This is a genomic window from Mesobacillus sp. ABV4_180 (genome assembly GCF_056158485.1).
The window spans coordinates 265001-280932 of record NZ_JBSWTJ010000001.1; the positions used below are offsets into that span (position 1 = coordinate 265001).

Sequence of the window (15932 nt, forward strand, 5' to 3'; positions counted from 1 at the left end):
CCTTACTTCAATGTCTTGTACTAATTTTATGTACAAGTTATTAAAATAAGAACTTAATGTATGGAAAAACCAAGCTACATGGTCCTGATTGTTATTTTCCTGTGTTTAGCCTCTTTAAATAGAAAGAAATACTTGGCTTCTGCGATTTTCGCTTCGGTGATAAACTCTTCTGATGGATCGAAGCTCCGTTCAACCAATAACTTTTGATTATTCCAGTTCGTCTTTGTGCTGCTCAGCTGTTCCAGCAATTTCTGGTCAAATTCTTTTCTAAGCCATTTCTTTTTGCGAAATAACATGACTTTCCTCCATTAGAGTTACTGTTCAATTCAATGGAGTTACACTTCACGGCGGCCTTCCAATGCTTTTGAAAGGGTGACTTCATCTGCGTACTCAAGGTCTCCGCCGACCGGCAATCCATGTGCAATACGAGTGATCTTGATACCTGATGGTTTCAACAGCCTTGAGATATACATGGCTGTCGCTTCACCCTCAATGTTCGGATTGGTTGCAAGGATAACTTCCTGGACTGTTTCATCCTGAAGACGTTTCAAGAGATCTGGAATATTGATATCCTCGGGCCCAATTCCGTCCATAGGCGAGATCGCTCCGTGGAGTACATGGTAGAGGCCATTGAATTCCTTCATCTTTTCCATTGCAATGACATCCTTTGGATCCTGGACGACACACACGACGCTGCGGTCGCGGCGCTGATCTTCACAGATATAACAAGGATCCTGATCAGTGATATGACCGCACACAGAGCAGTATGTTAAGTTCCTTTTCGCATTCACTAGTGCTTTTGCGAAATCCAAAACAGTTTCTTCCTTCATACTTAAGACGAAAAAAGCCAGACGTGCGGCTGTCTTCGGGCCGATACCTGGCAATTTCATAAAGCTGTCGATCAGCTTTGATATTGGTTCAGGATAATGCATTCTTTTTTATTCCTCCTAGAACATTCCCCCAGGAAGGTTCATCCCTTTTGTGAATTGTCCCATTGTCTTATTCGTCAATTCCTCTGCTTTTTTCAATGCATCGTTCGTTGCAGCAAGCACAAGGTCCTGAAGCATTTCTACATCATCGGGATCTACGACTTCTGGTTTGATCTGTACATCAACGATTTCCTTGTGTCCAGTTACAACGACTGTAACCATGCCGCCGCCTGCAGTACCCTCAATCTTTTCTTCACCTAATTGAGCCTGCGCTTCTTCCATCTTCTTTTGCATTTTTTGCATTTGCTTCATCATATTTTGCATATTACCCATTCCACGCATCATGTTAACATCCTCCAATACTAGTCTTGTATTTGTATTAATTCATCGCCAAATAATTTCTTCGCTTCTGAGATCAGGGGATCTTCGCTTGCCGCTTGACTCTCTGTTCCTTCGCCTCTTTGGCTGATAAAACTTTCCCTTATATTAAGCCATTGTTCTTCAGGCACACCGATCACCTGCAGCCTTTTGCCGGTGTATTCAAGCATGGCTCCGCTGACAGTCTCTGTGAATCTGGTATTTTCCATCGCCATTTGACAATGAATTTCATATTTGAATTTTATCACTACTGCAGCATCTGATGCAGCAACTGGCTCTGCTTCATTTAACAATGCTGCCTGCGAACGCATCTGATTCCCTGCAAGCATTTCAAGCAAGTCACCCCAGCGTCCCTTAATCGTATGAAGGTCGGCTTTTGTAGCATTCTTCAGCACTTCATTGATTTTCCCGGCTGGAGCCTGGAAGCCTTTACGGTTAGTTCGCGGCGCTTTCTTCGCAGCCGCAGCTGGCTCTCCAGCAGCCATTCCCGGATTTTGCTGGTACTGAACCAGTTTTTCCTCAAGCTGTTCGATCCTTCTTAATAATGGTTCAATCTGTATATTACTGGCCGGAGCCTGATGTTCAAGCTGGCATAGCTTGACGATCGCAACCTCAAGGAATATGCGTGGATGGTTTGTCCAGCGCATCTCTTGCTGTGCTTTATTCAAAACTTCAATCAATTCATAGATTTGTGCAGAATCAATCTGATTTGCCAGTTCCAGAAAGTCCTCATCAAGCATAACCCGTTCCATTGACTCTTCCAGAGCTGGTGCCGCCTTATAAAGGAGCATGTCACGGTAGAAGAAAATCATATCTTCAATGAACCTTGCAGGATCCTTGCCTTGCAGCAGCAGTTCATCCAGAGCTTCCAACCCAGCGGCAGCATCCTTCACATGGATAGCCTTTGCAAGCTGGTTCAGGAAATTCTGTGACACAGTTCCGGTTACGGTCAGTGCATCTTCAATCGTGACGCGATCCTGGCTGAAAGAAATCGCCTGGTCAAGAAGGCTCAAGGCATCGCGCATTCCGCCTTCAGCTGCCCTTGCAACGATCTGCAAGGCTTTATCTTCGCAATCAACTCCAGATTCCTCAACAATTTGCTTCATCCTGCCAACAATCGCCTGAGCAGTGATTCTCTTAAAATCAAATCGCTGGCATCGTGAAATGATTGTGAGAGGAATTTTATGTGGCTCAGTCGTGGCGAGGATAAAGATGACATGCTTAGGAGGCTCTTCAAGAGTTTTCAGCAATGCGTTAAAAGCTCCGATGGAGAGCATATGCACTTCGTCAATGATGTATACTTTATACTTCACGACGTTTGGTGCATATTTAACCTTGTCCCGAATATCCCGGATCTCTTCAACGCCGTTATTTGAAGCGGCGTCAATTTCAATGACATCAGGAATCGATCCATCCGTTATACCACGGCAGGCGTCGCATTCATTGCAAGGCTCGGTAGTCGGTGCTTTTTCACAGTTAACCGCTTTTGCTAAAATTTTTGCAGCACTCGTCTTCCCAGTTCCCCTTGGACCCGAGAAAAGATAGGCATGTGATATTTTTTGTTGAAGCAGAGCATTTTGCAGTGTCGTTGTGACATGTTCCTGTCCGACCACATCTATGAACTGCTGTGGACGCCAGACACGATATAAAGCTTGGTAGGCCAATGACACCGCTCCCTTCGTTTTATTATCTTTCCTATTATAACGCAAATATTTATCAATTTCACTTTTACAAAAAGGAAAGTTCAAGGTTTTTTCTCTTCTTTTCCATACAACAAAAAACTCATCCCCGCTAAAGAGATGAGTTGAATGTATAATATATAACTGCCGTGCACCTTCCGTCGACTGAATACCATAAGCGTTACTTAAGCAGTTAGCTCGGCCCAGGCAACCCTGCGGCACATGGGAGCGTCCACTTAATGCTGCTTCCTTCCGGACCTGACATGGTTCATGGATTCCCATTGCGCAGGACCCGGGCGTCAACACCACTTACTTAAGGCAGACCCTACAGTAAAACAGCCTCAGGAAGGGATTCATCCCCGCTAGAGCGGATTGCGGGTACAGGGCACCGCTACCTCCCCGACTAGCACGACAAAATTGAAACCTTATTTAGGTGTGTCTCAAGGACACATACATAGTATACTAACTCTGCCTGCAAAAATCAATGTTTATTGGCTGTCAATTCCTGTATGCCGTACCAGCGCTTCTTTTTCCTTCATCTTATTTAACTTCTTTTTCTTACGTAAATCTCTGAAGAAGTCAGACAACAGCCCACCGCATTCCTCTTCCAAAACACCTGTCACCACTTCACTCTGATGGTTAAAACGTTCATCTTGAAGAAGATTCATGAAGGTTCCTGCACAGCCGCCCTTCGGATCTCTTGCACCATATACGACTTTTTCCACGCGCGAAAGCATGATTGCCCCCGCACACATTGGACAAGGCTCCAGTGTCACGTAAAGCACCGCATTTTCCAACCTCCAAGTACCGAGCTTGCGGCAGGCCTCATCAATGGCGAGCACTTCTGCATGGGCTATCGAACTTTGTCTTGTCTCCCGGAGATTGTGGGCCCGAGCGATGATTTCACCATCAAGGACGATGACCGCACCAATCGGAACCTCATTCATCATGCCAGCTTTTTTTGCTTCTTCAATCGCTTCATACATATATTGTTCATCTGGAGTCATTTGAGCTGTCATCTTTCCCTCCGTCTTATTAAGCATGTGTTTTCTTCCAATTGGTTTAATAATCCTCCGCTGGTCTAAAAATATATAGCAAAGGAGAGGATACAATGACAAAGCATGCATTATTAATTATTGATATGATCAATGATTTTAACTTTGATGAAGGGCAAGCCCTGGCTGATAACACAAAAAAAGTCACTAAATCTATTTTAAAATTAAAAAAGACATTTAATGAAAAAGGAATGCCTGTCATCTATATTAATGACCATTATAATCTATGGCAGGCTGATTTTGAAAAAATCATCGATCATTGCACGAATGAAAAAAGTGAAGACATTATCAAACAGATCGCTCCTGAAAAGAATCAGGATTATTTTTTAATAAAACCGAAGCATTCTGCTTTTTATGGGACTGCCCTGCATACTTTGCTCCAGCAATTAAAGGTGGATACACTCATACTTACTGGTATTGCGGGCAATATCTGCGTACTGTTCACAGCCAATGATGCATATATGCGCGAATACAATTTAATCATACCAGAGGACTGTATTGCCTCCAATGATGATCAGGATAATCAGTATGCACTGACGATGATGAAAAATGTCTTGTCTGCAAATACAAAGTCTTCAGCTGAGCTTGTTTTATAACATACTGATTTTTCTTCCCTCATACAATGGTTGTAGCGCTAAAATGCCAGGGAGGGAAGAAGATGCAAATACATGTAGTGCAGCAAGGACAGACCTTATCGCAGATTGCCCGTATTTACGGTTCGTCTGTTGAGGATATAACTGAAGCAAATGAACTACCTAATCCAAATAATCTTGTAGTCGGCCAGGCGATGGTCATCCCGATTGTCGGCAGTTTTTATTTTGTACAGTCAGGAGACAGCCTTTGGTCCATTTCGAGAAGATTTGGGATATCGGTTCAGGAACTTGCCAGGATTAACGGAATACAGGTCAATCAGCCCTTAAATGTCGGTTTCCGCCTCTATATACCCCCGCGGCCAAAACCAAGCGCTGAATTCAATGCATACGTTGAACCACGCGGGAATACAGTTGCCCCGGCACTGGAAACGGCAGCCCGTGAAGCCGCCCCATATTTAACGTACCTGGCTCCATTCAGCTTTCAGGCTCTCCGCGATGGGTCACTGAAGGAACCACTGCTGAATGATTTCCCTGCGATTGCTGAGGCGAATAATAATACATTGATGATGGTCATCACCAACCAGGAAAATGACCAATTCAGCGATGAGCTTGGACGAATTCTTTTAAACGATATCCCAGTTCAGGACAAATTCCTCGATAATATTGTAGCAACAGCAAAAAAATACGGCTTCCGTGATATCCATTTTGATTTTGAATTCCTTCGGCCTGCTGACCGCGAAGCATACAACACATTCCTGAGGAAAGCCAGGGACCGGTTCAAGCAGGAAGGCTGGCTGATTTCTACTGCCCTGGCACCAAAGACAAGCGCAGCCCAGGTTGGTGCATGGTATACAGCCCACGATTATAAAGCACACGGGGAAATCGTCGACTTCGTCGTGATCATGACCTATGAATGGGGCTACAGCGGCGGTCCTGCCCAGGCTGTTTCACCAATTGGTCCTGTACGCCAGGTATTGGAGTACGCAATCACAGAAATGCCTCCAGGAAAAATCATGATGGGACAAAATCTGTATGGATATGATTGGACATTGCCGTTCGTGCAAGGTACGATCGCCCGGGCCATAAGCCCCCAGCAGGCAATCCAGATTGCCGCTGAAAATAATGTACCGATACAGTACAACACCAGATCACAGGCACCAACATTCAGATATACTGCCGCAGATGGCAAACAACATGAAGTCTGGTTTGAGGACGCCAGGTCTATTCAGGCCAAGTTCGACCTGATTAAAGAATTGAAACTGAGAGGAATGAGCTATTGGAAACTGGGACTCTCATTCCCGCAAAACTGGCTGCTCATCCAGGAAAACTTCAATGTAGTCAAAAGGCCTCAGTAAAATATTCCGAAAAAAATTTTAATTAAAAAAATTATTACAAAATCCGATAATATATGACAGGCGCAGTATTTATGCGGCTGTCTTCTTTTTTTGCTAAAATTGCCTCTTAATATAGCATATCCATTCCATGCTTTGGTGTGTTAAAATGGACTTTGCGCTTTAACTGACAGAAATGTAAAAAAAGATACAAAAGAAAAGCAGAAGCGTCTTTGTTAGGCGCTGAAGCTAGACATTAAGATACACCGGAGAGGGAGGACATGTTGTGGAAGGAACACCTTTTATAACGGTTGAAGGACCGATCGGCATCGGAAAAACGTCATTGGCACGTGCTATTTCCGAACGGTTTCAATTTGCACTATTGAAGGAAATTGTCGATGAAAATCCATTTTTGGGGAAATTTTACGATAACATTGAAGAATGGAGTTTCCAGACAGAAATGTTTTTCCTCTGTAATCGATATAAGCAGCTTGGAGATATTAATGAACATTACCTCAGCCAACACAAGCCTGTCGTAGCTGATTATCATATTATGAAAAACCTGATCTTCGCACAGCGCACTCTCAATGACCAGGAATATAAAAAATACCTAGATATTTATCAAATCCTGACAAAAGATATGCCTAAGCCCAATGTCATCATTTATTTGAATGCAAGCCTCGATACATTGCTAAAGCGAATCAAGATGCGCGGCCGCGAAGTCGAAAAAAATATCAGCCCTTTATACTTAGAGCAATTATCTCTTGATTATGAACAGGCAATGCTTCAATTCGAACAAGACCATCCAGAAATCCCTGTGCTTCGGTTCAGCGGCGATGACCTTGATTTTGTCAAAAACGAAGAAGATCTGCAGCTGATTATTGACCAGCTAACAGCATCATTAAGAAAAAGGAGCGTACAACCATGAATCTAAGAACAAAATATGACATCCCTGCTAATGCAGTCATCACGATTGCCGGTACAGTGGGAGTCGGCAAATCCACAATGACAAATGCACTGGCTGATGCCCTTCGGTTCCGTACATCCTTTGAAAAGGTAGATACAAACCCTTATCTTGATAAATTCTATGCTGACTTCGAGCGCTGGAGCTTCCATTTGCAGATTTATTTCCTTGCAGAGCGTTTCAAGGAGCAAAAAAGGATTTTTGAATATGGCGGAGGTTTTATCCAGGACCGTTCCATTTATGAAGATACTGGGATCTTTGCTAAAATGCATTACGAAAAAGGCACAATGTCACCTGTAGACTATGAAACATATAAAAGCCTCTTTGAAGCGATGGTCATGACGCCTTATTTCCCGCATCCTGACCTGTTAATTTACCTTGAAGGCTCACTTGACGACATCCTTGATCGCATCAAGCTAAGAGGCCGTCCAATGGAGCAGCAGACACCAATTGCTTACTGGGAAGAAATGCACGGCCGTTACGAGAACTGGATCAATAATTTCAATGCGTGCCCTGTTCTGCGTTTGAACATTAATGATTATGACCTTTTCAACAATCCTGATTCGATCGAACCAATTGTCGAGAAGATTGCAACACATATTAAACAAACTCAATTACTGAAAAAGTAAAACCGCCGATTGGCGGTTTTTTTTATTTTATTAGTTCATGCCGGACCGAGAGCCACTATCCATTGTATGAGCCTAAAACGAGGTGATGGTTCCTAAAAGGTCGCACCGGACTAATCTAAAAGTCCGAAATGACGTGAATTCTTTTAAAAGGTCACTTAGAATCATTCTATAAGCCCAAAATGACGTGAATTCTCTTAAAAGATCACATAGAACTATACTATAAGCCCAAAACGACGTGAATTCTCTTAAAAGGTCTCATAGAGCCATTCTATAAGCCCAAAATGACGTGAATTCTTTTAAAAGGTCACATAGAGTCATTCTATAAGCCTGAACTGAGATGAATGCTCCATAAAGGTCATATAGAATATCCTATTTCCTCGAAATAAAGCGGTAAAAGCATATAAAAAAACCCGCTACATAGTAACGGGTTTTCTTACACAATCTCCAAATTGTTTTTATGCGTTAATGCTTAATATTAAAAAATTATGGAGGAGGTAGAGGGATTCGAACCCCCGCGCGGTGTTACCCGCCTGTCGGTTTTCAAGACCGATCCCTTCAGCCGGACTTGGGTATACCTCCGAGACAAGAAATATAATATCATGTATTTAAAAACGAGTCAACACTTCTTTTAAAGTTTTTTTGGGCAGGAATGATTCCTGCCCAAAAAGAAAAGCGAAAACGCCTTGGTCATCCCCGAAAAACGCTGGAGCTAGACACTAACCAAAGTTTAAACTCTCTTATAAGTGACAATTATTCTGGAGCGATAACTTCCCTGTTGCCCATGTATGGACGCAAAACTTCAGGAATGATGACACTTCCGTCTGCCTGCTGGTAATTTTCAAGAATCGCAGCAACTGTACGGCCGATCGCAAGACCAGATCCGTTTAATGTATGCACATGCTCCGGCTTTGCCTTTGCTTCACGGCGGAAACGGATATTTGCACGTCTTGCCTGGAATCCTTCAAAATTACTGCAAGAAGAGATTTCCCTGTAAGTACCGTAGCTCGGGATCCAAACTTCAATGTCATATTTCTTTGCAGCTGTGAAACCTAGATCTGCAGAGCACATGCTCAATACGCGGTATGGCAAGCCTAAAAGTTGAAGTACCTTCTCAGCATGGCCAGTCAGCTTTTCAAGCTCTGCATAAGAATCTTCAGGCTTAACAAACTTCACCAGCTCTACTTTATTAAACTGATGCTGGCGAATCAAGCCGCGCGTGTCACGTCCAGCAGATCCTGCTTCAGAACGGAAACATGCGCTGTAAGCTGCATAATTGATTGGCAGCTCATCATTTATCAGGATTTCATCACGGTGCATATTTGTTACGGGAACCTCTGCTGTAGGAATCAGGAAATAGTCTTCGCTTTCAATCCTGAATGCATCTTCTTCAAACTTAGGAAGCTGGCCCGTCCCTGTCATGCTTGCGCGGTTGACCATGTATGGAGGAAGGACTTCCTTGTAGCCATGTTCATCAACATGAAGGTCAAGCATGAAGCTCATCAATGCTCGCTCAAGGCGTGCTCCTAATCCCTTATAAAATACAAAACGGCTGCCGGTGACTTTTCCTGCACGCTCAAAATCAATGATTTTCAAATGATCTGCAACTTCCCAGTGAGGTTTTGCTTCAAATTCGAAATTGCGGACTTCGCCCCATTTGCGAACCTCCACATTATCGTCTTCTGTTTCTCCAACTGGAACACTTTCGTGGGGGATATTCGGAATGCTGAGCATCAAGTTTTCCAGTTCTTCCTCAACCTCACGCAGTTGGTCGTCCAAAACCTTGATCTTGTCGCCTACTTCACGCATCTCAACGATCAGATGGTCAGCATCCTGCTTTTCACGCTTCAATTGCGCTACCTGCTGCGATACTTCATTCCTTCGGCTCTTCAGCTGTTCCGCTTCAAGAATCAATTCCCTGCGCTTTACATCAAGGTCCTCAAACTTGCCGAAATCAGTCAAGTCTTCGCCGCGGTATTGCAGCTTCTTTTTCACTTCTTCAAAATTCGCTCTTAGAAATTTTACGTCTAACACTGCGATTTCCTCCCTTAAATAAAATAAAAAACTCCCGTCCCCAAAGAAGGGACGAGAGTTAACCCGCGTTGCCACCCTAGTTGAAAGCAAAAATGCTTTCCACTCATAAAATAACGGTTTTTACCGAAAGTATTTACTTGCCATCATGGCGTTCCATACTCTGCTCAAGGGCGGATTCGTTTGTTCCATGCACCGGTTTGCACCAACCACCGGCTCTCTTCAGAATGGATACAAGCTACTATTCCCTCTCATTGCTTTTAACTATCAAATTTTAATTCATAATTTACTACAATTATGTTCAGCATGCAAGCAGTTTATGCAAAATTTTTACTTTTTGCCTCTTCAACCATTTTTACAAAATAGTTCATGAGTCTGTAATCATCCGTCAATTCCGGATGGAAAGAACAGCCAAGGAACTGGCCGTCACGAGCTGCGACAATCCTGTCATTATGCTTGGCAAGCACTTCGACATTCTCCCCTGCTTCCACGATATGAGGAGCTCGGATAAAGACTGCAGAAAAATTATCCGCGACACCCGCAATATCGATGTCAGCTTCAAAGCTTTCGCGCTGGCGTCCAAACGAATTACGCTCTACCTTCACGTCCATGACGCCAATATGCGGCTCATCATAACCCACCAGATTGTTAGCCAGTAAAATCAGTCCCGCGCATGTACCAAACATCGGCTTACCAGCAGCTGCGAATTTTTTCAAATCTTCCATGAATCCATATTTATCGATCATACGGCGAATGGCAGTGCTTTCTCCCCCTGGAATGATCAAACCATCTACTTCCTCCAGCTGCTCAGGACACTTAACAACAATCCCTTCTGCACCAGAGGCTTCGATTGCCCATATATGCTCACGTACAGCCCCCTGAAGGCCCAGTACTCCGATCTTCATCATAACTCTGCTCCTTACCAGCCGCGATCCTGCATGCGCGCTTCCGGAGCTAATGATGAGATTTCCATTCCCTTCATTGGGATGCCAAGACCTTTCGAAATGTTCGCAATCAGTTCGTAATCCTGATAGTGGGTTGTTGCTTCAACGATCGCCTTAGCAAATTTCGCTGGATTCTCTGATTTAAAAATACCAGAGCCAACGAATACTCCATCAGCACCTAACTGCATCATCAATGCTGCGTCTGCTGGCGTTGCTACGCCGCCTGCGGCAAAGTTAACGACCGGAAGACGTCCAAGCTGCTTGATTTCAAGCAGAAGCTCATATGGAGCACCGAGAAGCTTAGCTTCAGTCATTAGTTCATCCATGTCCATTGCCACTACCTTGCGCACCTGAGCGTTGACCTTGCGAATGTGGCGTACAGCTTCAACGATGTTGCCTGTACCTGGCTCGCCCTTTGTACGAAGCATGGAAGCACCTTCGCCAATCCTTCTCGCTGCTTCGCCAAGGTCGCGGCATCCACATACGAAAGGAACTGTGTAATCTCTTTTATTCAGGTGAAATTCTTCATCTGCCGGAGTCAGAACTTCACTCTCATCGATATAATCAACGCCCATCGCTTCAAGCACACGTGCTTCTACGATGTGGCCAATCCTTGCTTTTGCCATAACGGGAATAGTGACAGCACCCATTACCTCTTCAACGATACGTGGGTCAGCCATTCTTGCTACGCCGCCAGCCGCGCGGATATCTGAAGGAACTCGCTCTAATGCCATTACGGCAACAGCACCAGCTTCTTCAGCGATCTTCGCCTGCTCAGCGTTGACAACATCCATGATGACGCCGCCCTTTTGCATTTCTGCCATACCACGTTTAACACGATCAGTACCTGTCTTCATTCTTTTTCCCCCTTGTCCCTTTTAAAAGGATTACTATGTAAGCACTTGAAAATAACTGGAAAATCAGACTTTTTTAGTCGGAATTACAGTTATCCCTATTGAAAATAAACAATAAAAAAGGTTTCCTGTCAAGACAGGAAACCAAATAGTCGGATTATTCCATACTAATCTAATAGTATTTGTATTAATTAAAACCAGCCTTTTACAGTATCAGCTACTCCGCCAAATAGGTCTCCGAAGAAGCCTCCGATTCCGCGCATCATCAACACGAACCAATTCGCTTTTTCAACACTTTCAGCAGCCACTACAGGAACCTGAATTTGCTTTTGGCCATCTTCTGTAAGGAAGCTGATTTTCTCGTCTCCCTTTTGCTTCACCGTCATATAGCCAACTTGTTCGCCTTTTTTAATAGGCGCCGTCAACTCGCCATTTTCATTCAATTTCTTTTTGTCGAGTACAAGCACTGGCTCATATTGATCTTTTTCACCATTCTTGATGGTCATGGTGATTGCATCTTTTGACAGGATTTTAACGCTGTCTTCCTTCCCTTTTGTCACAGGAAGTGTTTTCTTGCCTTTTGCCTGGTAATTCTCTTTTACAAGTTCTTCTTTTGTAAAGTTGTTGAATGCATAATCAAGGATTTTGCGCGTTTCAGCAAAACGGCTGTCTTTTGAATCTGCCTTCATGATAACCGAAATGACTCTTTGTCCATTTTTTGTAGCAGTAGCTGTGAAACCATAGCCTGCAAAATCAGTGGATCCAGTCTTCAGTCCATCTACGCCATCGTATGCATAAATAAGGCCAGGAAGCATCCAGTTAAAGTTTTTATACTCACGTCCATCGCGGAACTTCAAGGAAGGCATGCTTGCTGTTTCCAATACTTCCGGATAATCATTCAGCAAGCGGTAAGCTAGCTTGCCCAAAGAGCGTGCAGACATGACATTCTCTTCATCCGCGTTTCCTGCAGGATGTTGTCCAAGCAAATCTACGTTATTCAAACCTGATGAGTTAACGAACTTAACATCCTTCAATCCCATTTCAACGGCTTTTTTATTCATCTTTTCAACGTGGTTCTTCTCTGTTCCGGATAGAACCTCAGCAAGAGCAACAGTAGCTGCGTTACCAGAATGGATTGCCATTGCTTCATACAATTCTTTTACTGTATAATCTTCACCCTGCGTCAAACCTACGTTCGAAAGGCCTGGTGCAGCTGAAAGCTTATGGACATACTCATTGATTTTTACTTTCTGGTCCCACTTAAGTTTCCCTTTTTTCACTGCTTCAAGAACCATATACTCTGTCATCATTTTGGACATGGATGCTACACCCAGGACCACATCGGAGTTTTTCTCATATAATACTTTCCCGGTTTCTGCGTCAATCAACATAGCTGCTTCTGCATCGATGCCTAATTGGCCCTCTGCAGCTGCTGCTTCCGGTGTAAATCCTGAAAACATAGTTGCGATTGTTAAAATGAATGCTGCAAAGAACATTGAAAGCTGTTTTTGATTACGATTCAAGATGTCTTTCCCTCCAAATTTTATTGAAATTATCTATGAAACTTGTACATTATGAACACTTAAAAAATCACACCCGTATAGTTTAACATAAAAAAAAACAAAAAAATAGACAGAGAATAGTCACTCTGTCTATTGTAAAATCAGGAAAAATCTCTTCGTAAACAGGATAAAAGTCTTAGTCCTGCTTTTTTAGTATCGTTTTAAAACATTAAGACATCGAGTAGTTAGGAGCTTCCTTCGTAATCTGGACATCGTGCGGATGGCTTTCTCGCAATCCTGCACCTGTCATTCGGACGAACTGGGCATTCTCTCTTAATTCTTCAAGATTTGCCGTCCCGCAGTAGCCCATTCCTGCGCGAATGCCTCCGACCAGCTGATAAATCGTATCTGTAAGCGGTCCTTTATAAGGAATTCTTCCTTCAATGCCTTCTGGAACAAACTTCTTATTATCCTCCTGGAAATAGCGATCTTTTGAACCCTTTTCCATCGCTCCAACCGAGCCCATTCCACGGTACACTTTGAATCGACGACCCTGATAAATCTCTGTCTCACCTGGGCTTTCGGAAACACCAGCAAGCAAGCTTCCAAGCATGACGGCGTGGCCGCCTGAAGCTAGGGCCTTCACAATATCTCCAGAGTATTTAATCCCGCCATCTGCAATGATTGATTTACCATGCTTACGTGCTTCTGTAGCGCAATCATACACAGCAGTGATTTGCGGTACACCCACACCGGCGACAACCCTTGTCGTACAAATGGAGCCAGGTCCAATTCCAACCTTTACAATATCAGCTCCGGCTTCAATTAAGTCTCTTGTCGCCTCAGCAGTTGCAACATTTCCTGCGATGATGTTCAAGTCGGGGTAACTTTCACGGATCTGCTTAACTGTGTCCAGAACCCCTTTAGAATGACCATGTGCTGTATCGACGACAATGACATCGACATGGGATTTCACAAGCATCTCGACGCGTTTCAATGTATCTGCGGTAACACCAACGGCTGCGCCGCACAGCAAGCGACCCTTCGCATCTTTTGAGGAATTAGGGAATTCGATCACCTTTTCAATATCCTTAATGGTGATCAGACCCTTCAGAACGCCTTCGTCATTTACTAGTGGGAGTTTTTCAATTTTATGGCGTTGAAGGATTTGTTCTGCATCCTCGAGAGTCGTTCCCACAGAAGCTGTCACCAAATCAGTTTTCGTCATGACCTCTTCAATTTTAATGGAATAGTCCTGGATAAAGCGCATATCACGGTTCGTAATAATACCAACAAGCTTTTGATCTTCCTCGTTATTGACGATTGGCACACCGGAAATCCGATATTTACTCATCAGGTGTTCTGCATCGTATACCTGGTGTTCTGGTGTTAAAAAGAATGGATCTGTAATAACACCACTTTCAGATCGTTTTACTTTATCCACCTGGTCTGCCTGCTGCTCTATGGACATGTTTTTATGTATAATGCCAAGTCCACCTTGTCTTGCGATTGAAATCGCAAGTTCTGCTTCCGTGACAGTATCCATACCGGCACTGATGATCGGAATGTTCAATTTCAGGCTTTCGGTAAGATTCACCTTCAGGCTGACATCCTTTGGCAGAACCTCAGATTTAGCAGGTACCAATAACACATCGTCAAACGTTAATCCTTCTTTCAAAAATTTACTTTCCCACATTGTAAATGACCCCCTTTAAGAAAATATTATTTGTAGGTTATCAATTGGTTAAAATACTGTCAAGAAAGGTGTTATTTGTCCGATTTTTCAAATAACTTGGAGGTTTTTCATGTGTCCTTGCCCTATAAAGAATGGAACAGTTTTACACTCTTTTTTTCTGCCGAATACTCGCAAAACTATCTGAAAAAATGCTATCGGAAATTGAATCTGGAACAACCTGACCTGAAGAGTTTCGAAAATTGTTACCCATTTATGTATTATCTCGAACATGGCAAGCTTTATTATGAACAGGCGGAAAAATCGCCGCTGGCCATTCAGCCAATTCTGCTCTTTTATGGACTAGTCCATTTAATAAAGGCCTGCATCCTGACAGTGGCACCAGATTATCCTGAAACAACTTCGGTGCTCGCGCATGGTGTCTCAACAAGAAAACGGAAAAAACAGCAGTACAGTTTCACGGAAGATGAAGTAAAGTTCCAGAAGAATGGATTGTTTTCACTGATGGCTGAGAAAATGTTCCACATGAAACAATTAGAAGGGGAAAAAGCTACGATGGGAGAAGTGCTTGAACTGATCCCAGAGTTGTCATCCATCTATTCTGAACTTAGAGGAAAACAAATTTTTGAATCAGTGGAAGAAAAGAACTCCATCTACTCCCTGTCGAAGACAATAATAGATCACTTTCATATGACCGAAAATCGCTTTAAGGAATATTTCCAATCCAAATCATCCGTTCCTTTGTCTTTTAAAAAGGAGGAGTCAGAATCCATCCTCTTTGAGGCAAACTTTAATGAGAAAGCTGAACCAACTCCGTTGAAATACAATCTGGACGAGAAGCATTACGCCTTTCCGTTAAGCAAAGGAGAATTGTTTTTATATCCAGAAATGCTTCTTCATTACTTGCTTTTATATAACTTGGGAATGATTGCCCGTTACGAAACGGAATGGTGGAGTGAATTGATCAAGATGATGCCCAATGAAGACTATCCATTGATCGAGACGTTTTTAAAATCATCCGTAAAAAAAGGGCCTTACTTAATTTACCAGTACTTGACGAAGAAGTGAAAGTGTCAAGGGTTCACAGCCCTCTGCTATTGTCGTGTGTGATAGTGGAACGTTTATAGTAAGGTAATATCGGGAATTCCACATATATAGACAACGAAACAACGAAGGAGGAATAACAATGGATAGAAAAAAACTTATGATGACTACGGTTGCTTTAGGTACAGCATACTTGCTTCGAGACCAAAAATCGCGTGCAAAGGTAATGGACCAGTTACAGTCACTAGGAACAACGAAGAAAAAGAAAAAGTAGCAGATCAAAGAGCGCAAGCGCCTCGCTCAGCCAGA

General features: G+C 43.2%; 16 protein-coding genes, 1 tRNA gene, 1 other RNA gene and 1 other annotated feature. Of the genes, 6 read left to right on the top strand and 12 right to left on the bottom strand.

The window, feature by feature from the left end; all coding sequences use genetic code 11:
- Positions 1–74: 74 nt before the first annotated feature.
- From ACXAEA_RS01465 to tadA, 6 genes are all read right to left on the bottom strand, one after another.
- A complete protein-coding gene (locus tag ACXAEA_RS01465; protein WP_475094182.1) occupies positions 75–296 on the bottom strand; it encodes a YaaL family protein in 222 nt (73 codons plus the stop codon).
- Positions 297–335: 39 nt separating this feature from the next.
- Positions 336–932, bottom strand: coding sequence for a recombination mediator RecR (gene recR, locus ACXAEA_RS01470; RefSeq protein WP_041968096.1), 597 nt, complete (start codon positions 930–932; stop codon positions 336–338).
- A gap of 15 nt (positions 933–947) precedes the next feature.
- The gene (locus tag ACXAEA_RS01475) at positions 948–1274 is read right to left on the bottom strand and encodes a YbaB/EbfC family nucleoid-associated protein (protein WP_475094183.1); all 327 of its coding nucleotides are present in this window, start codon (positions 1272–1274) and stop codon (positions 948–950) included.
- 17 nt (positions 1275–1291) lie between these two features.
- Positions 1292–2971: a DNA polymerase III subunit gamma/tau gene (gene dnaX / locus ACXAEA_RS01480; protein ID WP_475094184.1), complete on the bottom strand. Its 1680-nt coding sequence runs from the start codon at positions 2969–2971 to the stop codon at positions 1292–1294.
- 162 nt (positions 2972–3133) lie between these two features.
- Positions 3134–3398, bottom strand: an RNA gene (ffs, locus tag ACXAEA_RS01485) — signal recognition particle sRNA large type.
- Between the two features lie 76 nt (positions 3399–3474).
- Complete coding sequence (gene tadA / locus ACXAEA_RS01490; protein WP_475098034.1) at positions 3475–3993, bottom strand: tRNA adenosine(34) deaminase TadA; 519 nt, start codon at positions 3991–3993, stop codon at positions 3475–3477.
- Between the two features lie 104 nt (positions 3994–4097).
- On the opposite strand from tadA, the gene ACXAEA_RS01495 reads away from it, so the two are divergent.
- The 4 genes from ACXAEA_RS01495 to ACXAEA_RS01510 all read left to right on the top strand — a co-directional run bounded on the left by ACXAEA_RS01495 (position 4098) and on the right by ACXAEA_RS01510 (position 7558).
- Entirely contained in the window at positions 4098–4637 is a 540-nt protein-coding gene (locus tag ACXAEA_RS01495; protein ID WP_475094185.1) for a cysteine hydrolase family protein, read from the top strand.
- Positions 4638–4699: 62 nt separating this feature from the next.
- On the top strand, positions 4700–5989 hold the full coding sequence (locus ACXAEA_RS01500) for a glycoside hydrolase family 18 protein (RefSeq protein WP_475094186.1): 1290 nt from the start codon (positions 4700–4702) through the stop codon (positions 5987–5989).
- 262 nt (positions 5990–6251) lie between these two features.
- Positions 6252–6893 (top strand): deoxynucleoside kinase, encoded by a 642-nt coding sequence (locus tag ACXAEA_RS01505; RefSeq protein WP_475094187.1) that lies wholly within the window; start codon positions 6252–6254, stop codon positions 6891–6893.
- Positions 6890–7558 (top strand): deoxynucleoside kinase, encoded by a 669-nt coding sequence (locus ACXAEA_RS01510; protein WP_475094188.1) that lies wholly within the window; start codon positions 6890–6892, stop codon positions 7556–7558. The genes ACXAEA_RS01505 and ACXAEA_RS01510 overlap by 4 nt, the downstream gene beginning before the upstream one ends.
- 486 nt (positions 7559–8044) lie before the next feature.
- Here the strand turns inward: ACXAEA_RS01510 and ACXAEA_RS01515 are convergent.
- The 6 genes from ACXAEA_RS01515 to guaB form a co-directional block, all read right to left on the bottom strand.
- Positions 8045–8137 (bottom strand) — tRNA-Ser (locus tag ACXAEA_RS01515).
- A 171-nt stretch (positions 8138–8308) separates the two neighbouring features.
- The gene (serS, locus tag ACXAEA_RS01520; protein ID WP_475094189.1) at positions 8309–9589 is read right to left on the bottom strand and encodes a serine--tRNA ligase; all 1281 of its coding nucleotides are present in this window, start codon (positions 9587–9589) and stop codon (positions 8309–8311) included.
- A 44-nt stretch (positions 9590–9633) separates the two neighbouring features.
- Positions 9634–9850: a binding site (T-box leader), on the bottom strand.
- 53 nt (positions 9851–9903) lie between these two features.
- Entirely contained in the window at positions 9904–10494 is a 591-nt protein-coding gene (pdxT, locus tag ACXAEA_RS01525; RefSeq protein ID WP_475094190.1) for a pyridoxal 5'-phosphate synthase glutaminase subunit PdxT, read from the bottom strand.
- 11 nt (positions 10495–10505) lie between these two features.
- Positions 10506–11387, bottom strand: coding sequence for a pyridoxal 5'-phosphate synthase lyase subunit PdxS (gene pdxS / locus ACXAEA_RS01530; RefSeq protein WP_213372931.1), 882 nt, complete (start codon positions 11385–11387; stop codon positions 10506–10508).
- Positions 11388–11575: 188 nt separating this feature from the next.
- Complete coding sequence (locus ACXAEA_RS01535) at positions 11576–12880, bottom strand: serine hydrolase (protein WP_475098035.1); 1305 nt, start codon at positions 12878–12880, stop codon at positions 11576–11578.
- 235 nt (positions 12881–13115) lie between these two features.
- Complete coding sequence (gene guaB / locus ACXAEA_RS01540; RefSeq protein ID WP_475094191.1) at positions 13116–14582, bottom strand: IMP dehydrogenase; 1467 nt, start codon at positions 14580–14582, stop codon at positions 13116–13118.
- Positions 14583–14693: 111 nt separating this feature from the next.
- Between guaB and ACXAEA_RS01545 the strand changes: the two genes are divergently transcribed.
- Positions 14694–15647: a YaaC family protein gene (locus ACXAEA_RS01545; protein ID WP_475094192.1), complete on the top strand. Its 954-nt coding sequence runs from the start codon at positions 14694–14696 to the stop codon at positions 15645–15647.
- A gap of 118 nt (positions 15648–15765) precedes the next feature.
- Positions 15766–15897, top strand: coding sequence for a hypothetical protein (locus ACXAEA_RS01550; RefSeq protein WP_475094193.1), 132 nt, complete (start codon positions 15766–15768; stop codon positions 15895–15897).
- Positions 15898–15932 lie beyond the last annotated feature (35 nt).